Annotated in this window: 22 protein-coding genes, 1 tRNA gene and 1 other RNA gene; 13 read left to right on the top strand and 11 right to left on the bottom strand. The window is 73.8% G+C overall.

All coding sequences use genetic code 11. The features are described from left to right. Positions 1-9 precede the first annotated feature (9 nt). From RQM47_RS09560 to RQM47_RS09550, 3 genes are all read right to left on the bottom strand, one after another. The gene (locus RQM47_RS09560) at positions 10-489 is read right to left on the bottom strand and encodes a hypothetical protein (RefSeq protein ID WP_311665919.1); all 480 of its coding nucleotides are present in this window, start codon (positions 487-489) and stop codon (positions 10-12) included. Between the two features lie 155 nt (positions 490-644). Then, the gene (locus tag RQM47_RS09555) at positions 645-926 is read right to left on the bottom strand and encodes a DUF427 domain-containing protein (protein ID WP_311665921.1); all 282 of its coding nucleotides are present in this window, start codon (positions 924-926) and stop codon (positions 645-647) included. A 192-nt stretch (positions 927-1118) separates the two neighbouring features. After that, positions 1119-1406 (bottom strand): family 4C encapsulin nanocompartment shell protein, encoded by a 288-nt coding sequence (locus tag RQM47_RS09550; RefSeq protein WP_311665978.1) that lies wholly within the window; start codon positions 1404-1406, stop codon positions 1119-1121. Positions 1407-1496: 90 nt separating this feature from the next. On the opposite strand from RQM47_RS09550, the gene RQM47_RS09545 reads away from it, so the two are divergent. Continuing rightward, positions 1497-2339 carry an alpha/beta hydrolase gene (locus RQM47_RS09545; protein WP_311665980.1) on the top strand — a complete coding sequence of 281 codons (843 nt, stop codon included), beginning with the start codon at positions 1497-1499 and terminating at the stop codon, positions 2337-2339. A 16-nt stretch (positions 2340-2355) separates the two neighbouring features. Here the strand turns inward: RQM47_RS09545 and RQM47_RS09540 are convergent, their stop codons facing one another. Further along, complete coding sequence (locus RQM47_RS09540; RefSeq protein ID WP_311665982.1) at positions 2356-3189, bottom strand: glutaminyl-peptide cyclotransferase; 834 nt, start codon at positions 3187-3189, stop codon at positions 2356-2358. Between the two features lie 19 nt (positions 3190-3208). Next, positions 3209-3282, bottom strand: a tRNA-Arg gene (locus tag RQM47_RS09535). A 120-nt stretch (positions 3283-3402) separates the two neighbouring features. On the opposite strand from RQM47_RS09535, the gene RQM47_RS09530 reads away from it, so the two are divergent. The 4 genes from RQM47_RS09530 to rnpB all read left to right on the top strand — a co-directional run bounded on the left by RQM47_RS09530 (position 3403) and on the right by rnpB (position 7524). Beyond that, positions 3403-4704 (top strand): MFS transporter, encoded by a 1302-nt coding sequence (locus RQM47_RS09530; RefSeq protein WP_311665985.1) that lies wholly within the window; start codon positions 3403-3405, stop codon positions 4702-4704. Between the two features lie 121 nt (positions 4705-4825). Further along, positions 4826-5947: a Nif3-like dinuclear metal center hexameric protein gene (locus RQM47_RS09525; protein ID WP_311665987.1), complete on the top strand. Its 1122-nt coding sequence runs from the start codon at positions 4826-4828 to the stop codon at positions 5945-5947. 268 nt (positions 5948-6215) lie between these two features. Continuing rightward, the gene (locus RQM47_RS09520; protein WP_311661649.1) at positions 6216-6959 is read left to right on the top strand and encodes a hypothetical protein; all 744 of its coding nucleotides are present in this window, start codon (positions 6216-6218) and stop codon (positions 6957-6959) included. An 82-nt stretch (positions 6960-7041) separates the two neighbouring features. Continuing rightward, positions 7042-7524, top strand: an RNA gene (gene rnpB / locus RQM47_RS09515) — RNase P RNA component class A. Positions 7525-7680: 156 nt separating this feature from the next. Here the strand turns inward: rnpB and secG are convergent. From secG to RQM47_RS09500, 3 genes are all read right to left on the bottom strand, one after another. After that, positions 7681-8079: a preprotein translocase subunit SecG gene (gene secG / locus RQM47_RS09510; protein ID WP_311661651.1), complete on the bottom strand. Its 399-nt coding sequence runs from the start codon at positions 8077-8079 to the stop codon at positions 7681-7683. A gap of 137 nt (positions 8080-8216) precedes the next feature. Continuing rightward, positions 8217-8759 carry an NUDIX hydrolase gene (locus tag RQM47_RS09505; protein WP_311661653.1) on the bottom strand — a complete coding sequence of 181 codons (543 nt, stop codon included), beginning with the start codon at positions 8757-8759 and terminating at the stop codon, positions 8217-8219. A gap of 493 nt (positions 8760-9252) precedes the next feature. Further along, positions 9253-10941, bottom strand: a complete 1689-nt coding sequence (locus tag RQM47_RS09500; protein ID WP_311661655.1) for a BamA/TamA family outer membrane protein — start codon at positions 10939-10941, stop codon at positions 9253-9255. Positions 10942-10954: 13 nt separating this feature from the next. On the opposite strand from RQM47_RS09500, the gene RQM47_RS09495 reads away from it, so the two are divergent. The 3 genes from RQM47_RS09495 to RQM47_RS09485 all read left to right on the top strand — a co-directional run bounded on the left by RQM47_RS09495 (position 10955) and on the right by RQM47_RS09485 (position 13483). Then, complete coding sequence (locus RQM47_RS09495; RefSeq protein WP_311661657.1) at positions 10955-11302, top strand: hypothetical protein; 348 nt, start codon at positions 10955-10957, stop codon at positions 11300-11302. A 226-nt stretch (positions 11303-11528) separates the two neighbouring features. After that, entirely contained in the window at positions 11529-12686 is a 1158-nt protein-coding gene (mutY, locus tag RQM47_RS09490) for an A/G-specific adenine glycosylase (RefSeq protein ID WP_311661659.1), read from the top strand. A 155-nt stretch (positions 12687-12841) separates the two neighbouring features. Beyond that, a complete protein-coding gene (locus RQM47_RS09485; RefSeq protein ID WP_311661661.1) occupies positions 12842-13483 on the top strand; it encodes a hypothetical protein in 642 nt (213 codons plus the stop codon). On the opposite strand, the gene RQM47_RS09480 is transcribed toward RQM47_RS09485, so the two are convergent. Together RQM47_RS09480 and RQM47_RS09475 are read right to left on the bottom strand one after the other, a co-directional pair. Next, on the bottom strand, positions 13480-14001 hold the full coding sequence (locus RQM47_RS09480; RefSeq protein ID WP_311661663.1) for a hypothetical protein: 522 nt from the start codon (positions 13999-14001) through the stop codon (positions 13480-13482). The genes RQM47_RS09485 and RQM47_RS09480 overlap by 4 nt on opposite strands. Then, the gene (locus RQM47_RS09475; RefSeq protein WP_311661665.1) at positions 14001-14522 is read right to left on the bottom strand and encodes a DUF2085 domain-containing protein; all 522 of its coding nucleotides are present in this window, start codon (positions 14520-14522) and stop codon (positions 14001-14003) included. The genes RQM47_RS09480 and RQM47_RS09475 overlap by 1 nt, the downstream gene beginning before the upstream one ends. A gap of 179 nt (positions 14523-14701) precedes the next feature. On the opposite strand from RQM47_RS09475, the gene groES reads away from it, so the two are divergent. From groES to RQM47_RS09460, 3 genes are all read left to right on the top strand, one after another. Continuing rightward, positions 14702-14995, top strand: coding sequence for a co-chaperone GroES (groES, locus tag RQM47_RS09470; RefSeq protein WP_311661667.1), 294 nt, complete (start codon positions 14702-14704; stop codon positions 14993-14995). A 116-nt stretch (positions 14996-15111) separates the two neighbouring features. Next, complete coding sequence (gene groL / locus RQM47_RS09465; RefSeq protein WP_311661670.1) at positions 15112-16752, top strand: chaperonin GroEL; 1641 nt, start codon at positions 15112-15114, stop codon at positions 16750-16752. A gap of 443 nt (positions 16753-17195) precedes the next feature. Next, positions 17196-17918 (top strand): transporter, encoded by a 723-nt coding sequence (locus RQM47_RS09460; protein WP_314008689.1) that lies wholly within the window; start codon positions 17196-17198, stop codon positions 17916-17918. A 63-nt stretch (positions 17919-17981) separates the two neighbouring features. Here the strand turns inward: RQM47_RS09460 and RQM47_RS09455 are convergent, their stop codons facing one another. Next, complete coding sequence (locus tag RQM47_RS09455) at positions 17982-20096, bottom strand: M3 family metallopeptidase (protein WP_409945971.1); 2115 nt, start codon at positions 20094-20096, stop codon at positions 17982-17984. 232 nt (positions 20097-20328) lie between these two features. Between RQM47_RS09455 and RQM47_RS09450 the strand changes: the two genes are divergently transcribed. Further along, positions 20329-21264: a COX15/CtaA family protein gene (locus RQM47_RS09450; RefSeq protein WP_311661676.1), complete on the top strand. Its 936-nt coding sequence runs from the start codon at positions 20329-20331 to the stop codon at positions 21262-21264. 169 nt (positions 21265-21433) lie between these two features. Beyond that, complete coding sequence (locus RQM47_RS09445; RefSeq protein ID WP_314008683.1) at positions 21434-22216, top strand: NRDE family protein; 783 nt, start codon at positions 21434-21436, stop codon at positions 22214-22216. The last annotated feature ends 47 nt before the right edge of the window (positions 22217-22263 follow it).

Genomic DNA, 22263 nt, shown 5'->3' with positions numbered 1-22263 from the left:
GCCGCGCCGCTACGGGCCGCGTGCCTGGACCGCGTGCGCCGCCCCGCCCGCGGCGGACCGCGCGGCGGGCGGGGTGGACCGGACCGCCCCGCCCACCACGGGCGGCGGCGGGGCGTCGCCCAGGACGCCGGGCGAGGCGGAGGCGAGCGGGGTCGTCGCCCCGCCCGGGACGAACACGACGTCGCGGGGGACCGGCGCGTCGTCGCCCACGCCCTGGCCCGCGAGGAGCTGCCGGACGGCCTCGGGCGAGACGGCGTCGCCGGCGGCCTCGGCGTACGCCTCGGCGAACGCGTCGACGGCCTTTCCAAAGTCGGCGTCCCGCGAGGCCGCGACGGCCGAGCGGAACGCGTCGGCGTCGCCGAGCAGCGACCGCAGCGCCTGCGGCCGCGCCGCCTGGGCCGTCGCCGCTGGCGCCCACGCCGCGCCCGTCCCCACTAGGAGGAGGGCGGCGACCGTGCGGAGCACGAGCGGGTGGCGGAGGAGGCGCATCGGCCGGGGACCTGGAGACGGCTGAACGCGCAGAAGGTAGCCCCCGGTGCCGGACCTCTCGGGGATCGCCCGACCCCTCTCCGGGTCTTCACGGCAACCCGCCGCCCCGCCCCGCTCGCGGGCTCCGGGCGGGGTGGTCAGGACGCGCCGCGCGCCTACTCCGACACCTCGACGCCCTTCCAGAACGCGACGTGGTCGCGGATCTCGGCCGCCGCCTCCTTCGGCTCGGGGTACGTCCACGCCGCGTTCGCGTTCGTCTGCCCGTCCACGACGACGTCGTAGTAGCTGGCCTTGCCCTTCCACGGGCACGTCGTGTGGTGGTCGCTCGGCGCGACGTGCTCGCGGTTGAGCGCGTCGGCCGGGAAGTAGTGGTTGCCCTCGACGACGACGGTCTCGTCGCTCTCGGCGATCGTGGCTCCGTTCCAGGTGGCTTTCATGGCGGGGACTGGGGACTGGGGACTGGAAGATGACCGCCCCGCTCGTGGCGTGGGCGGGGCGGAGTCGTGAGGAACTTTTCGGCCGCCGCTCCGCCCTGCTCTACCTGCTCTACCTGCTCTACCTGCTCTACCTGCTCTACCTGCTCTACCTGCTCTACCTGCTCTACCTGCTCTACCTGCTCTACCTGCTCCTCACACTCGCTCGGCGCGGACGCCATCGGCCACCTCGCGGGGCGCGGGGACGACGCAGACGGCGCCGCCGCGGAACGGGTCCACGACGACTGTCAGCCACTGGTACTGCTCGACGTTGGCGCGCTCGCGGCCGAACCGGGCGGCGACGGCCGTCTTGAGCGCCTCGAACGCGTCGGGGCCGACGAGGATGGAGCGGGGCTCGAGGCCGCCGTCGCGGAGGCTGCGGACCTGCTCGTCGACGAACTCGAGGATGGCGTCGGCATCGGGCGTGGATTCGAGGACGGTCACGGGCGAGGCGGGGCAGGTCCAGGAGCGGGGCGGCCCGGTATACTCGCGTCTCCGCTCCAGAGTCCCACCCCGCCCCCAGGGTCCGCACGGATGACGCACGAGACCGACACCCTCCAGACCTTCGACGGCCTCTCCCTGTTTACGCGGCGCTGGGTGCCGGACTGGCGGCCGACGCGGCTCGTCGTGGCGCTCGTCCACGGGCTCCACGAGCACAGCGGGCGCTACGCCTACCTCGCGAGCGCGCTCATGGTACGCGGGATTGCGGTCCAAGCCGTCGACCTCCGGGGGCACGGGCAGTCGCCGGGCGAGCGCGGGCAGGTCGAGACCTCGTTCGACGAGTACACCCGCGACGTCGAGGCGCTGCTGGGCGGGGCGGCCGAGACGGCGGGCGGCCTGCCGGTCGTGCTCATGGGCCACTCGATGGGCGGGCTGGCCGCGGCCCGGACGGTCCAGGAGCGCGGGGCGGACAGGCTGGCCGGGCTCGTCCTCTCCTCCCCCGCCCTCTCCGTCGCCGCCCCGCCCGTGCTGCGGGCCGTCGCCCCGTACGTCGCGCGGTGGTTCCCGAACGCGCCGGCCACGCGCGTCGACCTCTCGAAGCTGTCCCACGACCCGACCGTCGAGCGCAAGTACCGCGAGGACCCGCTGACGATCGTCCGGGGCGTCCGCGCGCGGCTGGGGAACGCGATCGTCCAGGCGACCGAGCGGGTCCGCGAGCGGCCGGAGGCGTTCGGCCTCCCACTCTACCTGTTCCACGGCACGGCCGACGTCATCACGGACCCGGCGGGGACTGAGTGGCTGGCCGAGCACGCGCCCGGCGACGTCACGCTCCGCCTCTACGACGGGCTCTACCACGAGACGCTGCACGAGGACGAGCGCGACCGCGTGATCGCCGACCTCGTGGCGTGGCTGGACGTCCGGGCGGACGCCGCGTGACGGGCGGGGCGGCGGGCTACTCGGCGGGGACCTCGACGGCGTAGACGCTCGGCCACAGCTTGCCCGTCACCAGGAGGTGGCCCGTGGCCGGGTCGTGGGCGATCCCGTTGAGGACGTCCCGGCCGGTCCCGGTGTGGAGCGTGTGGAGCGTGCCGAGGTCGAGCCACCGGACGACGGCGCCGCTCTGGGGATCGACCGCCGCAATCCGCCCCGTCTGCCACACGTTCGCGTAGACGAGGCCGTCCACGTACTCGAGCTCGTTCAGCCGCGGGACCGGCCGGCCCCCGTCCCGGACCTCCACCGTGCGGACGACGGCGAGCGTGGCGGGGTCGAGGACGCGGAGCCGGTCGGACCCGTCGCTCAGGATGAGGTGCCGGCCGTCCTCGGTCAGCCCCCAGCCCTCGCCCGCGAGCGGGAGCGTGTCGAGCGGGGCCAGCGTCTGGACGTCGGCGACGTAGACACGCCCCTGGCGCCACGTGAGCTGGTAGAGCCGGCCGTCGAGGGCGGCGAGCCCCTCGGCAAAGTCCCCGTCGCCCAGCGACCGCGACGCCACGACGCGGCCGGTCGCCAGGTCCACGCGGCGGAGCGACGACCGGCCGTAGAGCCCGGTGCTCTCGTAGACCGCCCCGCCCTCGACCAGGAGCCCCTGCGTAAAGGCCAGCGTGTCGTGCGGGTACTGAGCGACGACCTCGGGCCGGAGGACAGGCGCCGCGCTGCCCTCCCCGCCCTCCCGGAGCGCCACGAGCCCGACGACCGCCGCGGCGGCGAGGAGCGCGGCGACCCAAGGCCACCGGCGCGCCCCCTGCCCCGCCCCGCCCGTGCGGCGCCGTGTCCGTTGTCGTGTCGCCATCGGGGGGCGGGGTGGTGGGTGCCCACGGCAGGAATCGAACCTGCGGCCTACTCTTTAGGAGAGAGTCGCTCTATCCGACTGAGCTACGTGGGCGCGTCCCGCTCGCCAGCCTGGGTCCAGTCTGGAGCGGGGCGGAAAGATAGTCCTCCCGCACCAGGGCGCTTGGGCGGGACGGTCTAGCTTGGCGGCTCCACCCCGCCCCCGCACGTCCGTATGGCCGAGACGACCGCCCCGCCCGCCTCGACGTCCCGCACCGTGTGGGCGTGGGCGCTCTACGACTTCGCCAACTCGGCGTTCACGACGCTCGTCGTGACCTTCATCTACGCGACGTACTTCACGCAGGGGATCGCGGCGAACGAGACCGACGGGACGGCGCAGTGGTCGCTCGCCGTCACGGTCACGGCCGTGCTCGTCGCCGTGCTCTCGCCGCTCCTCGGCGCCTACGCCGACGCGACCGGCACACGCAAGCGGCTCCTGTTCGTGACGACCGCGCTCTGCATCGCGGCGACGGCCGTGCTCTTTTTCCCCGAGCGGGGCGACGTCGCGTTCGCGCTCGGCGTGTTCGTGGTCGCGAACGTGGCATTCGAGCTCCAGAACGTGTTCTACAACGCGTTCCTCCCCGAGATCGCCCCGCCCGACCGGATCGGCCGAGTGTCGGGGCTAGGGTGGGCGCTGGGCTACGTGGGCGGGCTCCTGTGCATGGGCGTCGCGCTCGTCGTGTTCGTCCAGCCCGACGTGGCCCCGTTCGGGTTGGACAAGGCGACCGGCGCGAATGTCCGCGCGACGAACCTGCTCGTGGCCGCGTGGTTCGCGCTCTTTAGCGTCCCCGCCTTCCTCACGCTCCGCGACCCCCGCCCCGAGGCGCCGCCCGAGCGCCGCGGCCTCCTCCGCTCGACGCTGGGCGAGATCGCGGACACGGCCCGCGAGATCCGCCAGTACCGCCAGATCATCCGGCTCCTCGTGGCGCGCCTCGTCTACAACGACGGGCTGGTGACGGTCTTCGCGTTCGGCGGCATCTACGCGGCCGGCACGTTCGGCTTCACGTTCGAGGAGATCCTCTTTTTCGGGATCGCCCTCAACCTCGCCGCCGGCGCCGGCGCGTTCGTGTTCGGGTTCGTCGACGACCGGATCGGGGGGAAGACGACGATCCTCATCTCGCTCGGCGCCCTCACGGTCGCCACGCTCGTCGCCGTCCTGGGGCAGACGCCCGAGGCGCTGTGGGCGGCCGGCATCCTGCTCGGCATCGCGGCCGGGCCGAACCAGGCCGCCAGCCGCTCGCTGCTCGGCCGGTTCGTGCCGGGCGACAAGGAGACCGAGTTCTACGGCTTCTTCGCCTTCTCGGGCAAGCTGACCGCGTTCATGGGGCCGCTCCTGCTCGGCCAGCTCACGGTCGCCTTCGACTCGCAGCGGATCGGCGTGGGCTCGGTCGTCGTGTTCTTCGTGATCGGCGCCCTGCTCCTCCTCCGCGTCGACGAGGCCGAGGGCGTCCGCCTGTCGGGGCGCGCGCCGGCCTGACCACCCCGCCCAACGGCAAAAGAAGAGAGGAGGTGTCGAGGAGAAGAGGGCGGGGAGGCGAGGCCCCGACCACCCCGCCCGCGTCTTTCTCCCTCTTCTTCCGACCTCTTCTCCTCCTCCCATGCCCACCGTCCGCGACATCGTTTCTGTTCTCGACGCCTGGGCGCCGCCCGGGAGCGCGGCCGACTTCGACCGGGTCGGCCTCCAGGTCGGCGCCCCCGACGCCGAGGTGTCGCGCGTGCTCGTCGCCCTCGACCTCACGCCGGCCGTCGTGGACGAGGCGGCCGCGGGCGGGGCGGAGCTCGTCGTCACGCACCACCCGCTCTTGTTCAAGCCGCTCGGGCGCGTGACCGAGGGCGACGCGGTCGGCGGCCTCGCGTGGCGGCTCGTGCGCGCCGGCGTCTCGTACTACGCCCTCCACACGAACCTGGACGCGGCGTGGGGCGGCGTGTCGTTCGCGCTCGCCGAGACGCTGGGCGTCGAGGACCCGGAAGTCCTCGCCCCGCTCGACGGCGTGATGCGGAAGGTGGTCGTGTTCGCGCCCACCGATGCCGCCGACGCCGTCCGCGCGGCGCTCGACGCGGGCGGGGCGGGCGCGATCGGAGCGTACTCGGGTGCCAGCTTCTCGACCGGCGGCGTCGGCCGGTTTACGCCGGGGCCGGACGCCCGCCCCGCCATTGGGACCGCGGGCGGGGCGGAGGAGGCGGTCAACGAGGTGCGCATCGAGGCCGTCGTGCCGTCGTGGGGCGTCGGGCGCGTGCTGAAGGCGGTCACCGCGGCGCACCCGTACGAGGAGCCGGCGGTCGACGTGTTCGAGGTGCAGACGCCGGCGACGCGGCACGGGTACGGCGTCGTGGGCCGCCTCCCCGCGCCGGAGCCGCTGCCGGCATTCCTGGCGCGCGTGGCCGAGCGGCTGGGGGCCGGCGCGCTCCGCTACGTCGGCGACGACGCGGCGACGGTCGAGCGCGTAGCGGTGTGCGGCGGCTCGGGGCTGTCGTTCCTGGGCGCCGCCCTCGCGTCGGGCGCCGACGCCTACGTGACGGCCGACGTGACGTACCACCGCTGGTTCGAAGCGCTCGGGCCGAACGGCGCGCCCCGGATCGCGCTCGTCGACGCCGGGCACTACGAGACGGAGGCGATGACGGAAGGGCTCGTCGCCCGCCACCTCCGGGCCGCCCTCCCCGCCCTCGACGTGGCCACGACGCGGCACCGGACGTCGCCGATGAAGACGTTCGTGGGGTAGGGACTGGGGACTGGGGACTGGGGACTGGGGACTGGGGACTGGGGACTGGGGACTGGGGACTGGCAAGATGACCGGCCCGCCCTTGGTGTGGAGGGCGGGGCGGGGGAGTTGTCCCCGAGTTGTCCACCCCGCCCTCGGGTCTGCCCATCCCTAAACCCCCAGTCCCCAGTCCTGCGAGCGGAGCGAGCCCCCGAATTCGCCCCGGTCTCAAAACCCGCGGGCGGGGCGGCGGGTAGTCTGCCGTGCTCCACCCACGACCGCCCCGCCGATGGCCACCGACACGACCACGATCGAAGACCAGCTCCGCGCCCTCGTCCGGCTCCAGACGATCGACTCCAAGATCGACCAGCTCACGAAGCTCCGCGGCGACCTCCCCGACGAGATCCGCGACCTCGAAGACGAGCGGACCGGGCTCCAGACGCGGCTCGGCCAGATCGACCAGGACAAGAAGGAGGCCGACGTCCAGAAAAAGAAGCTCAAGCTGGACATCGCCGAGAGCGAGGGGCTCATCCGCAAGTACGAGGAGCAGCAGCTCCAGGTGCGCAACAACCGCGAGTACGACGCGCTCACCAAGGAGATCGAGGCGCACCGCCAGCGGATCCAGAACGCCTACGAGGAGATCGAGCGCTACGAGAACCTCGACATCGAGAGCGAGGGCACCGTCGAGGGCGCCGACGACGAGCTCTCCGAGCTCGACGCGCGGATCCGCGAAAAGCAGGCCGAGCTCGAGCAGGTGGTCAAGGAGACGAAGGCGGAGCAGGACGTGTACGAGACGGAGCGGGCCGAGGCCGCCGAGGCCATCGACGCCCGCTACCTCCGCGCCTACGAGCGCCTGCGCACGCGCGTCCGCGACGGCCGCGCCGTGGTCCCCATCGAGCGCGGCGCGGCGGCCGGCTACACGGTCCCCCCGCAGCGCCAGGTCGAGGTCCGCCAGCGCGACCGGATCATCGTCTCCGAGCACGACGGGCGGATCATCGTGGACACGGCGCTCTTCGAGGAGGCCGCGGCCTAGCACGCCCGCCCCGCCCGGGCCGGACGACGCACGCCGAGCGGGCGCCTGCACACCGCGGGCGCCCGCTCGTACGTTAGGGGCACGCGTCGGCCGGGCCGCCGCCTCGGGCCGGGCCGCGTGCGGCGCACGCCCGGGGAGGAACGTCCGGACACCGCAGGGCACTGTGCTTCCTAACGGGAAGGCGCCCGCCCCGCCCCGGCCTGCTTCGGCAGACGGGCGGGGTGGCGCGACGGCACGTGCAACAGAGAACAGACCAGCCGATGGCCCGGGCCGCTCGCGGCGCGCGGCACAGGTGATGGGTGAAACGGTGGGGTAAGAGCCCACCAGCGCGGCCGGCGACGGCCGCGGCTAGGCAAACCCCACGGGGTGCAAGGCCACACAGCGTCCGCCCCGCCCGACCCGACCGCCCGCGGTCGGGGCCGAGCGGGAAAGGGTGCCCGCCCGAGGACGCGGGTAGGCCGCTCGAGGCCGCCGGCGACGGCGGTCCCAGATAGATGGCGGCCCAGGGCGGCGGTGGCGACGGCCGCCGCCCGGACAGAATCCGGCGTACAGGCCGGCGCGCGTCGCACATCGGGGTCCCGCTCGCACCGAGCGGGACCCCGCTTTTTTTGCCGCCCCGCCCGAGCGGGGAGGTCCGCTCCCGAGGGCGGGGCGGGGTGGCGGGCCACAAAAAAAGGCCGCGCCCCTGACGGGCGCGGCCTTGCAGGCGAAGGCGCGGGGCCTACTGGTCGGCCGGCGGCAGCTCCGCGCCGGGGCGGACATCGGGGTTCATCGGCGTGGCCGGGTCCGCGACCGGGGCCTCGGGGAGCGGCGCGTCGATGGGGGCCGGGGCCACGGGCAGCTCGCCGGCCCGCTCCTGGAGGATGCTCTCGCCGGCGCCGCCCACGCGCGGGATGAAGAACGTCGTGATGACGCAGAGGACGAGGAAGGTGGCCCCGAGGCTCCACGTGGCCCGCTCGAGAAAGTCGGGCGCCTGGCGCGCGCCGAGGATCTGCGTCGTCTGTCCGCCCGAGGCGATGCCGGCCAGTCCGCCGCCTTTCCCGCTCTGAAGCAGGACGACGAGCGCCATCAGCAGCGCGACGAGGAGGATGACGGCGACGAGGATGTAAAAGAAAGTCATGGGTCCGGGGCGGAGCGGGATCCAAGCTAGTCCGTCCCGCCCGCTCGCGGCAACGGGCGGGGCGGGGGCGGCGCGCAATCCCCAGTGAAGACCGCCCCGCCCGCTTCTGCGAGGCGCAGGCGAGGCGGGCGGGGTGGCTATGTGTCGCGGCGGCGGGCGGCGGCGAGAAGCAGCGCCAGGGACGTCTTGGCGTCGAGGATCTCGCCGCTTTCGGCGCGGCGGACGGCCTCGTCGAACGGGAGGCGGACGACCTCCAGGAACTCATCGTCGTCGCCCCCGCGCTCGCCCTCGGAGAGCGACTCGGCCAGGAACAGGTGGATGGTCTCGGAGCTGTAGCCGATGCCCGGGAACGTCCGCCCGAGCGCCGTCCACGCCGCCGCGGTCAGCCCGGTCTCCTCCTCCAGCTCCCGCTGCGCCACGTCGAGCGGCGACTCGCCGTCGCGGTCGAACTTCCCCGCCGGCACCTCGAGGAACTCGCGGCGGGGCGGGTACCGGAACTGGCGGACCAGGACCACGCGGCCCTCGCCGTCAATCGCCACCACGGCCGATGCGCCGGGGTGTTTGATCCACTCGCGGACCGACGTGGCGCCGTCGGGGAGTCGGACCTCGTCGCGGCGGACGTGGAGGAGCGTGCCGTCGTAGACGGGCTCGGACGAGATGGTTTCCTCGGTGAGGGACATGGGGAGCGGGGGCGGAAGGGGCCGCAAGATCCCACCGCCCCGCCCGCAGAACGCGAGGGCGGGGTGGCCGTCGTAGCGGCGTTGCACGCAACGCCGTCGGGCGACGCCGTTGGGCGGTGCCGTTGGGCGGTGCCGTCAGGCGGGGCGGGGCATGCGGGCAGGGGGGCGCTGTTTAGGACCGCCCCGCCCGCCCCGGAGACGACGAGTCGTGTCCCTACGGGTGCCTGTCGTTGGGCGGAGCGGCGTCGGGCTGAACCGCCCCGCCCGCCCGACAACCACCCCTAGCCCCTCCTGACCAGGAGGGGAACTGCCGCCGCCTTTCGTGGGCCTCGGCGACTTCCATGACCGCCCCGCCCAGATGCGGGCGGGCGGGGCGGAACAAAACCGCCGCCGCCCCGCCCGTGCGCGCCTTTTCCCTTTTCCCTTTTCCCTTTTCCCTTTTCCCTTTTCCCTTTTCCCTTTTCCCTTTTCCCTTTTCCCTTTTCCCTTTTCCCTACAGCCCCACCGCCAGGCCCACGTGCACCTTGCCGCGGCCGAGCGGGACGTCCGGGCTGAGCGCGTAGCTCACCGAGGCGAGCCCGAGCCCGGTCCGCACGCGGACGCCCAGGCCGTAGCCGGGGAGCACGCGCGTCTCGGGCGGGGCGGCGCCGAGGGCGGGGCGGTCGACGTAGCCCAGGTCGAAAAAGGCAACGCCGTAGGAGTCGGCGTCGAACAGGAGCCGGTACTCGGCGAGCAGGCGGCCGACGGCGCGGCCGCGGAACGCCTCCTCGTCGTAGCCGCGGAGCGTGGCCGCGCCGCCGATGCGGAACAGGTCGCCCTCGTCGAGCCCGTCGGGCGCCTCGGCGGTCGGCGTGCCGCCCTGGACCACGCGGGCGTCGAGGCCGAGGACCGCCACCTGCCGCGCGAACGTGGGCAGGTAGCCGCGGACGGCCGCGTCCAGCCGACGCCGCGCCCGCGCCTCCAGGACGACCGTCGGGTCCGTGGACGCCGCGCGGGGCCGGCCCTGCTCGGCGTAGAGCCGGAGGGCTAGGCCGCGGCGCGGGTTGCGCGGGGCGTCGAGCCGGTCGAGCGTCACGCCGGCGCCGACGTAGAGCGCGTCCGACCGGCGAACCACCGCCCCGCCCGCGAGGGCCGAGTCCGCGACGACGCCGGGGCGGACGGTCTCGGCGGTGAGGCCGGCGACGAGCGAGAGGCCGGGGGCGAGCGCGTAGCCCAGCTCGGCCGCGTAGCGCTGGCGCGAGAACGGGACGGGCTCGCCGCGCGACGTCCCCTCGAACCCCAGGCCGACGGCGAGCGGGGTGCCGAAGACGAACGGGTCGCGCGCGGCGACGTCCAGCGACGACGCCAGCCCGGGGTTCCGCACGAGCTCGACGTCGAGTGCGCGGCCGCCGCCGAACGGGTTCCGCAGGTTGACGCGGCCGTTCCCGACGAGCTGCCCCGGCTCGCCGTCCGAGGGCGGGAGGAAGCCCACGACGAGGTCGAACGCGCCCGGCGCCGCCTCGCGCACCGGCACCTGCACGACCACGCGGCCATCGGCCCCGCGCGCCACGACCGGCTCGCCCACCTCGTCGTAGAGCCGCGTCGCGTCGAGCACCGCGCGGACGCGGCCGAGGTCGACGTCGGCCAGCAGAGCGCCCGGCCCGACGGCCGCCACGCGCGAGGCGAACGCCCGCGACGGCCGCCGCGCGCCGACCAGCTCGACGCCGGCCACGTCGGCGGGCGCCCCCTCGTCCACGCGGACCGTGACGCGGACCGCCCCGCCCTCGCCGGCCGTGACGTCGGGGACGAGGACGGCGTCGGCGTAGCCCAGGCGGGCGAGCGCGCGGGCGGCCGCGCCCAGGTCGGCCTCGAACCGGCGGGCGGAGTAGACGGCGCCCTCGCGCGTGGCCCACCCCGCCACGAGGTCGGCGGGCGGGGCGGCCTCGGACCCCACGATCTCGACCGAGGCGACGCGGCTCACCGGACCGGCGGTGACGTAGACGTCGGCGCCGCGGACCGAGTCGACGCGGGCGGCGGCGTGGCCGCGCGCGGCGAGCGTGTCGAGCGCCGCCGCCGCCCCGCCCGCGACCGTCCACACCGAGTCGGCGCCGGCCGTGCGGACGGTCCACGCGTCCTGGGCCGCCGCGGGCGGGGCGGCCGCCGCCAGGAGCGCCGCCGAGGCCAGACGTATCTTCCAGGACACTCGCTGTTCGGCTGTGACTGCTCTCCGATTCGGACTCTTGCTCGCCGCGGGCCTTCTCGTGGCCGCCGCCCCGCCCCAACGCGCGGCGGCGCCGGCTCGGTACGCGGCCGGCGCGGTCCAGGCCGACACACTCCGCGCGCAGGTCCGCGCCGGCGAAACGCTCATCGTGGCGCTGCCCGCGAGCGTGGGCGGGGCGGAGGCGACCTACCGCGTGGTCGAGGCGCCGGCGCTGAGCTGGCTCGTCGACCGCTCGTTCATGTGGCGCACGCTGCCCAACGAGCGCGGCTCGCTCCCCGTCGTGTTCGAGCGGACCGGCGTGGCGCCCGGCGAGGTCGTCCTCCTCGTCGAGATCGTTCCCTGAAACCAGTGGGTCGGTAGGCTAGTGGGTCGGTGGGTCAGGAGAGAGACCTCGGACCGGAGTGCTCGGCTGACTCTGGTGCCCACCCCGCCCGTCAGCGGCCGCTTGGCGGAACGCCGAGCCTCCGGTTCCCCAACGTCGACGCGGGCGCTCGTGGCCTGCGAATCCAGCCGCCCCGCCCGCTCACGCTCTTCGGCGTAGGCGGGGCGGCCTCTCCCCCACCCCGCCCGTGGCATCACGATCTCAGGAGTTGGAGCGCGCGCTCGTCGCCCGCGTCGGCCCGGCCGTCGAGGAGGCGTTCCGCGAAAGCCTGCCGGCGTGGTTCGACGGAGTCCGCCGCCCGATGCCGTGGCGCGAGGGCGGGGCGGACGGCCGGCGCGACCCGTACCGCGTCTGGGTGTCCGAGGTCATGCTCCAGCAGACGCGCGTCGAGACGGCGACGCCGTACTTCGAGCGGTTCGTCGAGGCCTTCCCGACGGTCGCCGCGCTCGCGGCCGCGCCGCAGGACCGCGTGCTGAAGCTGTGGGAGGGGCTGGGCTACTACAGCCGCGCCCGCAACCTCCACCGCGCCGCCGGGGTCGTCGTGGCGGAGCATGGCGGGGCGGTGCCGGACACCGAGGCCGCGTTCCGGGCGCTCCCTGGCGTCGGCCCGTACACGGCGGCGGCCGTGCTGTCGCTCGCGTTCGGCCGCCCGCTCGCGGTCCTGGACGGCAACGTGATCCGCGTCCTCACCCGCGTCTTCGCCGTCGAGGCCGACGCCAAGGCCGGCCCGACGCGCCGCGCGCTCCAAACGCTGGCCGACCAGCTCCTCGACACGGACGACCCGGGCCGGTTCAACGAGGCCGTGATGGAACTGGGCGCCCTGCTCTGCACGCCCCGCTCCCCCAACTGCCCAAACTGCCCGCTAAACGGTGTGTGCGCGGCCTACGCCGAGGGCGCCCCGGAGCGCTACCCGGTGACGTCGAAGGCGAAGCCGGTCCCCCACCACACGGTCGTCGTCGCCGTCGCGGCGGACGGGGCGGGGCGGCTCCTCATCCAGCGCCGGCCCGAGGACGCCATGCTGGGCGGGCTCTGGGAGTTCCCCGGCGGCAAGCAGGAGCCGGGCGAGACGCTGGCCGAGACGTGCCGCCGCGAGGTCCGCGAGGAGCTGGGGGTCGAGGTCGAGGTGGGCCGCGCGCTAGCTCGCGTCGAGCACGCCTACTCGCACTTCCGCATCACGCTCCACGCCTTCCGGTGCCGGCTGGCCGGGGGCGAGCCGGTCTCGGCGTCCGGCGAGCCCATCCGCTGGGTGCAGCCGGAGAGCCTCGACGACTACGCGTTCCCGCGCGCGAACCGACGCGTGATCGAGGCGCTCCAGGCCGAGGTCCGCCAGCCGCGGCTGCTGTAGGTGGGCAGAGGTTGAGGAGTTCAGAGTTCGGGGTTCGGGAAGTGCCACCGCCCCGCCCGCAGTTTTCTCTGCCCGTCCCCTGTTCCCCGGTCCCCGTTCCCGCTCACAGAGTGGGCCTCCCCGAACCCACCGCCCCGCCCCGCCGTACGCGGCGCATGCAAACGCTCATCGAGCTCCTCCCGCTCCTCGCCGTCGCCGCGTACTACCTGCTCCGCGGCCGGCAGCGGGCGAACGCGAAGCGCGCCCCGGAGCAGATGCAGGAGGCCGAGGGCGAGCGGGCGCCGACGCCGTTCCAGTCGTTCATGCTGCAGATGGAGGAGGCGCTGGCCGAGGCCGCCGGCGAGCCCGAAGGCCCGCGCGGCCCCGGCACGCCGCCCGTGTCGGAGCGCGAGCCCATCGCCGTCGAGGTCGACCGCGCCGCCCCGCCCTCGCCCCTGCCCGTCCCGCCGCTCCGCCCGGCCGCGCCGACGCCGGAGTTCTCGGCCGTCCGCGGCTCGTTCAGCGGCGCGTCCCCGGTCGACCACGAGGCGCACGGGTTCGGGACGTCGAGCCCGTTCTCCGAGGAGCGGTTCGAGCGGGGCGGCGCCCCGGCGTCCGGCGCCGCCCGTCGGCGCCACGACCCGCACGGCCTCCGCCCCTCCCCGCCGGAAGCCCAGTCGGCACGGCGGGCGGGGCGGCCGGACTGGCGCGCGCGGCTCCGCGACCCGCAGGCGGCGCGCGACGCGTTCGTGCTCCAGACGCTGTTCGGCCCGCGCGGCGGGCGCCACCCCGCCCCTGAAAGGCGCGGGCGGGGCTAGACGGCCGGGTCGTCCATCCGCGCCCCCCTTTTTTTGAAGACGGACGCGCCGATGGCTCCGGCAATCGCGCCCACGACGGCGCCGATGACGACGGCCACCACGATGCCGACGGCCGGGTTGCCCGTGAACCCCGACATCATCTCTATCTGCTGGTCCACCTGCGCGGGGTCGCCCCCCTGCTCCAGCATCATCGAGCGCGTCCGCGCAATTTGCTCCTCGGCGCTGGGGAGGAGGTTGATCGCCTGGAGCACGAGGGTGAGGACCCCGCTCAAGACGCCGCCCAGTGCGCCCGCGCCCGCGCCGAGACCGGCGCCTGTGCCGGCCGGGACCGTCAGCGAGTACGTGCTCGTGTAGTGCCACACGGCGACGAGCGGGCCGGCGAGCGCGGCGAGACAGATGGCACACCCCCCGATCGTCTGCGCCATGAACCCGCCCGTCTGCGAGACGAACGTGAGGAGGACCGAGAGGACGGCGTAGACGGCCGCGCCGATCGCGATGGAGGGGAATTTCGTGGGCATCAGGAACGGGAGGGTGAGGGAGACAACGACGGGCGGGGCGGGCAGGCCGGCTCTTCTGTCCGGTTCGCGCTTGCCGACCGGGCGAGCAGCGCTTCGGCCAGGAAGAGCCCGGCCGTCACACCAAACAGGGCGCCCGTCGCCAGGCGCGACGCGGGCGTGTTGGCCCACACGCCGGTCGCGCCGAGGAGCCAGTCGACCGCCATCGGCAGGGCCGCCAGCGCGAGCCACCGCCCCGCCCGCACGCGGCCGAGAGCCCGGAGGCGGGGCACGAGCGGGGCGGCGACGAGTCCGCCCGCGAGGCCGGCGAGGACGCCCAGGCAGCGGTGGCACAGCGCGACCGGCCCGCCCCCGACCCACAGCGACCGCTCGGGCATCTGGTGGCACACGTGCGAGAACGCGAACCGGACGGCGGCGCCCGCCCCGCCCAGGAGCGGGGCGGCCAGGACCACGCCGAGGAGGGCCACTACGGCGACCGAGGCGAGCGCCCACGGGCGGGGCGGGGCGGGGACGAGGGGCGTCATGGCCGAAACCTACGGCGGCAGGACGGGCGCCGTGCGGTACGCTTGACGTGCTCTTAACGGCCGCTGGGGATCGCTGGGGCGAGGTGCGCGTGGAACCCTTAGCACTCTCCCTGCGAGAGTGCTACCCTCTGCATCGCGGCCCCGCCGCGCCCCTTTCGTCGCACCAACCTACAGTCCACATGGCCACATCGATCAAGCCCCTCGGCGACCGCGTCGTCGTCAAGCCCCAGGAGGCGGAGACCCAGACCGCCAGCGGCCTCTACATCCCTGACACCGCTAAGGAGAAGCCCATGCGCGGCACCGTCGTCGCCGTCGGCCCGGGCAAGGTCGAGAACGGGACGAAGGTCGACATGACCGTCTCGGAGAACGACACGGTCCTCTACGGCAAGTACGCCGGCACCGAGATCCAGCTCGACGGGGACGACGTCCTCATCATGCGCGAGTCGGACATCCTCGGCGTCGTCAACGGCTGATCGGGTTGAGGAGGTTCGGGGTCCAGGGTTCAGAGTCAACCCGCCCCGAGCCTGCGCCGGCCGCTCGGCGCACTCAACCCTGAACTCTGAACCAGACAACCACTCAACCCAACCCAATGTCTAAGCAAATCACATTCGACGCGGAAGCCCGCAACCAGCTCAAAGAGGGCGTCGACGCGCTCGCCAACGCCGTCAAGGTGACGCTCGGGCCGAAGGGCCGCAACGTCATCATCGAGAAGAAGTTCGGCGCCCCGACCGTCACCAAGGACGGTGTGACCGTCGCCAAGGAGGTCGAGCTCGAAGACAAGATCGCTAACGTCGGCGCCCAGATGGTCAAGGAGGTCGCCTCCAAGACGTCGGACGTCGCCGGTGACGGGACGACGACGGCTACCGTCCTCGCCCAGGCCATCATGAACCAGGGCCTCCGCTCGGTCAACTCGGGCGCCAACCCGATGGACCTCAAGCGCGGCATCGACAAGGCCGTCCAGGTCGTCGTCGAGAACCTTAAGAGCCTCTCGCGCGACGTCGGCGGCAAGGACGAGATCGCCCAGGTCGGGTCCATCTCGGCCAACAACGACAACGAGATCGGCGACCTTATCGCAGAGGCGATGGACAAGGTCGGCAAGGACGGCGTGATCACGGTCGAGGAGGCCAAGGGGACCGACACGTCGCTCGACACGGTCGAGGGCATGCAGTTCGACCGCGGCTACCTCAGCCCGTACTTCGTGACCGACCCCGACAACATGGAGGTCGTGCTCGAGGACGCGCTCGTGCTCGTCCACGACAAGAAGATCTCGGCGATGAAGGACCTCCTGCCCGTGCTGGAGAAGGTGGCCCAGATGGGCGCCCCGCTCCTGCTCGTGGCCGAGGACATCGACGGCGAGGCGCTCGCCACGCTCGTCGTGAACAAGCTCCGCGGCACGCTCCGCGTGGCGGCCGTGAAGGCCCCCGGCTTCGGCGACCGCCGCAAGGCCATGCTCGAGGACATCGCCGTCCTCACCGGCGGCCAGGTGCTCTCCGAGGAGAAGGGGTTCCGGCTCGAGAACGCCTCGGTCGACCTGCTTGGCCGTGCCAAGCGCGTCGTAATCACGAAGGACAACACGACGCTCGTCGACGGCGACGGCTCGGACGACGAGATCAAGGCCCGGATCAACCAGATCCGCGCTCAGACGGAGTCGACGACGTCGGACTACGACCGCGAGAAGCTCCAGGAGCGGCTCGCCAAGCTCGCCGGCGGCGTGGCCGTCCTGAAGATCGGGGCCGCGACCGAGCCCGAGATGAAGGAGAAGAAGGCCCGCGTCGAGGACGCGCTGCACGCGACCCGCGCGGCCGTCGAGGAGGGGATCGTCGCCGGTGGCGGCGTCGCCTTCATCCGTGCCCTCCCGTCGCTCGACAACGTCGACACGGACAACGAGGACCAGAAGATCGGCGTCCGCATCGTGCGCCGGGCGCTCGAGGAGCCGCTCCGCCAGATCGTCAACAACGCCGGGCTCGAGGGCTCGGTGGTCGTCCAGAAGGTGAAGGACGGCAAGGACGACTACGGGTTCAACGCCCGGACGGAGGAGTACGGCAACCTGATCGGCATGGGCGTCGTCGACCCGACGAAGGTCACGCGCACCGCGCTGGAGAACGCCGCCTCGGTGGCCAGCCTGCTGCTCACGACCCAGACGGTCGTGGTCGACAAGCCTGAGCCCGCCGAGCCCGCTATGCCCGCCGGCGGCGGGATGGGCGGCATGGGCGGCGGGATGGACTTCTAAACGTCCCCCCTCTGGCTCGCCAGGCTGGGCGGCTCCCTCCGGGGGGCCGCCCTTCTTTTTGTGCCCGCTCCGCCCCAGCCAACGCGGGCGGGGCGGTCGACGTGGGAAACCGCCCCGCCCACCGAACGACGTGGGCGGGGCGGCGTGTTAGGCGCGGCGAGCCGCGTCCTGACGGAGGCTCGGGCGGGGCGGTCGACGCCGGGTGTGTGCCCTCCTCCTTGGCCGGCTGCATCTACCGCCCCGCCCTCGTGAGGGCGAGGTGACGGTTCAAACAGGGGCCACCCCGCCCGCACTAAGCGCGGGCGGGGCGGGGCGGCACACGCGAGGCGGGAGCCTCGCGCGCCGAGGAACCCGTAGCCCCGCGTCGGCAGTCCGAGGGCGGGCAAGGGCGCGTTGGCGCGAGCCCCTTCGTGACCCCTCCCCTGCTCGCCCGGCACCTTTTCATGCCCTTCCGGCTTACCACCCTGCTCCTGCTCCCGCTCGCCGCTGGCGCCGCGTCGGCCCAAATCTCGACGGACCGACCGGGGTTCGGGTCCAGCCCCACTCTCGTCGACGCCGGCGTGTTCCAGGTCGAAGTCGGCGCGCCTGAAGCCACGCTGAACGGCGAGGCGGACACCTATTCCGCCCCCGTCGCCCTCCGGTACGGGGCCACGTCCGCGCTCGAAGTGCGCCTGTCCACGTCGGCGTTCGACGCGGCCGATCAGGACGGCGCGGCCTTCGATCCCGAGGTCGGCTTCCGCACCATCACGGCCGGCGTCAAGGTGGCCGTCCCCACTCGGTCGTTCGAGGTCGCCATTATCCCCGAGCTAACGGTCCCGACCGAAGGGGACGACGGCCTGACGTTCCAGCTCGACGTGCCGGTCGGGGTCCCGCTCGGCGACGTCGGCCTCACGCTTGTCCCGGGCGTGACGACGGGGAACGGGTCGACCCAGCTCAACGCTGTCGCCTCGCTCTCGCGCTCGTTCGGGGGGCCGTTGTCGGGGTACGCCGAGGTGGGGGCGTTCCCGTTCCTGGACGGCGGCGGAGACACGCCGGTCTCCGGCGGCGCGGGGCTGACGGTCCTCCTCAGCGACGACGTCCAGGTCGACGCCTTTTTCGACGCCGGCCTCACCGACGCCGCGGACGACCTCGTCGTCGGCGTCGGCCTCTCGTTCCGCCTCGACTGAGCCGCCCCGCCCGCGCCAGACGGCGGGCGGGGCGGGGCGGCGGGCGAGCTGGGGGCGGGGCGGCTAGTCGCCGTCGGGGACCGGGAACCCGCGGTCGCGCATGAGCGGGGCGATGTCGGCGTCGCGGCCGCGGAAGGCGCGGTACGCCTCGTCAGGGTCGACGGCGTTGCGGACCGCGAACAGGTGCTCGACGAGCCGGGCCGCCACGCCGGTGTCGTAGAACCCGCCCGGGGCCTCGGCGAACGCCTCGGCGGCGTCCGACGTCAGCACGTCGGCCCAGAGGTAGCCGTAGTAACCGGCCGAGTAGCCCTCGCCCGAGAACACGTGCCCGAAGTGGGGCGTCCGGTGGCGCATGACGAGCTCGGACGGCATCCCGAGCTCGGCGAGCGTCTCGCGCTCGAACGCGTCCGGGTCAACGTCGCTGGGGTCGTCGAGCGTGTGGAGCCTCAAGTCGACGAGCGAGGACGCCAGGTACTCGGTCGTCGCGAACCCCTGGTTGAACGTGGCCGCCCGGCGGATCTTCTCGACGAGGTCGTCCGGCATCGGGTCGCCGGTCTCCACGTTCACGAGGTAGGTCTCGACCACGGGGTCGGTCAGGAGCCACCGCTCCAGCAGCTGCGACTGAAACTCGGTGTAGTCGCGGACGCCTCCGTTCAGCGTCGGGTAGTCGACGTTGGAGGCCAGGAAGTGGAGGGCGTGGCCGAACTCGTGGAACAGGGTCTCGGCGTCGTCCCACGAGATGAGGACGGGCTCGCCGGGGGCGCCCTGAACGAAGTTCGAGTTGTTCGAGGCCAAGACCGTCTCCGGCCCGTGGACCGTCGTGTGGCTGCGATACGTCGTCGCCCAGGCGCCGGAGCGCTTGCCCTGGCGCGCGAACGGGTCGAGGTACCACAGGCCGATGTGCTCGCCCGTCTCGCGGTCCGTCACCTCGTAGACCGAGACGTCGGGGTGGAAGACCGGCACGCTCTCCTCGGGCACTGGCGTGAACTCGTACCCGAAGAGCTCGCCGGCCACGTAGTGCAGCGCGTCCGTCAGCTTGTCGAGCTGGAGGTACTGCTTGACCTCGTCCGAGTCGAGGGCGTAGCGGTCCTGGCGCACCTTCTCGGCGTAGTAGCGGTAGTCCCAGGGCTCGATCTCGATGTCGGCGCCCTCCCGGTCCGCGACGGCCTGCATGTCGGCCACCTCCTCCTCGACGCGGGCCACGGCGGCGGGCCAGACGGCGAGGAGCAGGTCCATCGCCCGCTCGGGCGTCTTGGCCATGCGGTCTTCCAGGCGCCACGAGGCGTAGTCGTCGTAGCCGAGGAGCCCGACGCGCTCGTCGCGGAGCGCGAGGATCTCGGCGATGAGCGCGTTGTTGTCGTGCTCGTCCGCGTTGTCGCCGCGGTCGTAGTAGGTCCGCCAGACGGTCTCGCGGAGGTCGCGCTCGTCGGAGTAGGTGAGGAAGGGGTCCATCGACGACCGCGTGTTCGTCACCGCGTACTCGCCGCCCCGCCCGCGCTCTTCAGCCGCCGCCGCGGCGGCGGCCACGAACGACTCGGGGAGGCCCGAGAGCTGGTCGGCGTCGAGGTAGGTCACGTAGCCCTCCTCGTCGGCCAGGACGTTGTTGCCGAACTGCGTGTAGAGCTCGGCGAGGCGCTGGTCGATGGCCGCGTAGCGCTCCTTGGCCTCGCCGTCGAGCCCCGCCCCGTTCCGCGCGAACCCGTCGTAGACGAGCTCGACGAGCCGCTGCTGGTCCGGCCGCAGGTCGAGCGTCTCGCGGGCGTCATGGACGGCGCGGACGCGGTCGAACAGGTCCTCGTTCTGCGTGATCTCCGTCGAGTACGCGGCGAGGCGCGGGGCCAGGCGGCCCTGGATCTCGCGGAACTCGGGGCTCGACAGGTTCGAGGACCAGATGCCGTAGTACGTGAACACGCGGTCGATCTCCCGCCCCGCCCGCTCCATCGCCACGATCGTGTTCTCGAACGTGGGCGGGGCGGGGTCCTGCGCGATCTGGTCGATCTCGGCGAGGTGCTCGGCCATGGCCCGGTCCAGCGCCGGCTCGAGGTCGTCGAGGTCCATCCGGTCGAAGGCGGGGACGCCGCCGTAGGGGCCGGTCCACTCCTGGAGGAGCGGGTTGTCGTCGGTGGGGGCGGCGTCCGCCCCGCCCGATTGGGCGGCGGCGACGAGGGGCAAGCTCATGAGGAGGGCGGGGAGGAGAAGGCGCATGGGCGGGTCCAAAGGGCGGGGCAGAACGCGGACGGGACGCGACCGGGAAGATCGCTCGGAACGGACCGAGGGGCGGGAACGGCGCCGCCCCGCCCGTCCGTGCGCCGGGCGGGGCGGCGGCTTGGTCATAGGTTCGCACGGCGCGGGGGCTCCTGGCCGCCCCGCCCCCGTTCTCCCGCCCCGCCCCCACCCCGCCCTCCGGGATATGGACCGCCGCCTCCGCACCGTCCGCCGCTTTGCCTGGGGCGTCCTGGGCTACACCGTGCTCGTGATCCTGTGGGGTGGGTTCGTCCGCGCGTCGGGCGCCGGTGCCGGGTGCGGCGACCACTGGCCGCTGTGCAACGGCGAGCTCGTGCCGACGGCGCCGGCGCTCAACACGGTCATCGAGTTCGGGCACCGCGTCACGAGCGGGCTCGCGCTCCCGGCCGTCCTCGTGCTCGCGTGGCTCGTGTTCCGGGCGTTCCCGCGCGGAGCGGCTGTGCGGACGGTGTCCGTCGTGGCCGTCGTGTTTATGGTGCTCGAAGGCGCCATCGGCGCCGGCCTCGTCCTGTTCGAGTACGTGGCCTACAACCCGTCCATCGCGCGGGCCGCGTGGATGGCGGCCCACCTCACGAACACGTTCCTGCTCCTCGGCGCCCTCACGCTGACGGCGTGGTGGGCCGAGGGCAAGGACGTCCCCCGCCTCGACCTCTCGGCGCGGACGGCCCGCGTCGGCGCGACGCTCGCCGCCGTCCTCGTGCTGGGCGCGGGCGGGGCGGTGACGGCGCTGGGCGACACGCTGGTCCTCGGCGGCGGGCTCGACCCGGCCGAGCACCCGGTCGTGGCCGCGCTCGTGGCCGCCCGCGTGTTCCACCCGACGATGGCGTTCGTGGTCCTGGCCGTGCTCGGCGTGACAGTCGCGCTCACGCGGGCGCCCCGCCCGCGCCAGATCGGGTGGGCCGTGCTCGGGCTGTTCGTGGTCCAGATGGCGATCGGCGCGCTCAACGTGTGGCTGCTCGCGCCGGTCTGGATGCAGATCGTCCACCTGCTCGTGACGGACCTCATCTGGATCGGCCTGGTCGTCTTCGCCAGCGAGGCGCTCGCGGCGCCCGACGCCGTGGCGGAGTCGGCCGGGCGGGGCGGGGCGGCGGTCGCGGCGTAGCCCTCCGGGCGGGTACGGGGTACCGGGTACGAGGTACGGTCCGACCTGACCTCGGCGCGCGGTACCTCGTCCCGAGTCCCCTGGACCAACCTGCACGTTGCTCCAGGCCGCCCACGCCCCGCCCCCAGGCGCCCTTTCCGCCTTCCTCATTCCGCGTTCCACCTTCGACATGTGCCTGCTGCTGTTCGCACTCGACGCCCACCCGCGGCACCGGCTCGTCGTGGCCGCCAACCGCGACGAGTTCACCACGCGCCCCGCCGCCCCGCTCGGCTGGTGGAACGACGCGCCGGCCGTCCTGGCGGGGCGGGACCTGGAGGCAAACGGGACCTGGATGGGCGTCACGCGCGACGGCCGGTGGGCGGCGCTGACGAACGTCCGCGACCCGAGGAACCCCCGCCCCGCCCAGCGCTCCCGCGGCGCCCTCGTGGCCGACTTCCTGGGCGGGGCGGAGACGGCCGAGGACGCCGCGGCGCGCGTGCACGCCGAGCGCGACGCCTACGACGGGTTCAACCTCGTCCTCCGCGACGGCGCCTCGACGTGGGCCGTCTCGACGCGCGTGGACGCGCCGACCGAGCTGGGGCCGGGCGTGTACGGGCTGTCGAACGACCGGCTCGACACGCCCTGGCCGAAGGTGGTGAGGGGGCGGCAGGCGCTCCGCGCGGCGCTGGAGTCGGACCCCGTCGAGCCCGACGCGCTCCTCGACCTGCTCCGCGACGACCGCCCCGCCCCCGACGAGTCGCTGCCGGACACGGGCGTCGGGCTCGCGTGGGAGCGCGTGTTGTCGCCGGCGTTCATCGTCGCCGAGGGCTATGGCACGCGCGTGAGCACGGCGCTCACCCTCGGCCGCGACGGGCACGTCGAGGTCGCCGAGCGGACGTGGCAGGCGGGCGGGGTGGAGGACGAGACGGTGCGGGAGACGTTCGAGACGGAGCCCGCCCCGCCCGCGCCGTAAGGGCGGGCGGGGCGGCCCGGACCACCCCGCCCCCGCGAGTGCGACAC

Origin of the sequence: Rubrivirga sp. S365, assembly GCF_032248475.1 — a bacterium.
GTDB classification, from domain to species: Bacteria; Bacteroidota; Rhodothermia; order Rhodothermales; family Rubricoccaceae; genus Rubrivirga; species Rubrivirga litoralis.
The sequence above is the reverse complement of the archived record's forward strand: the minus strand, read 5'-3'. Positions and strand labels throughout refer to the sequence as shown.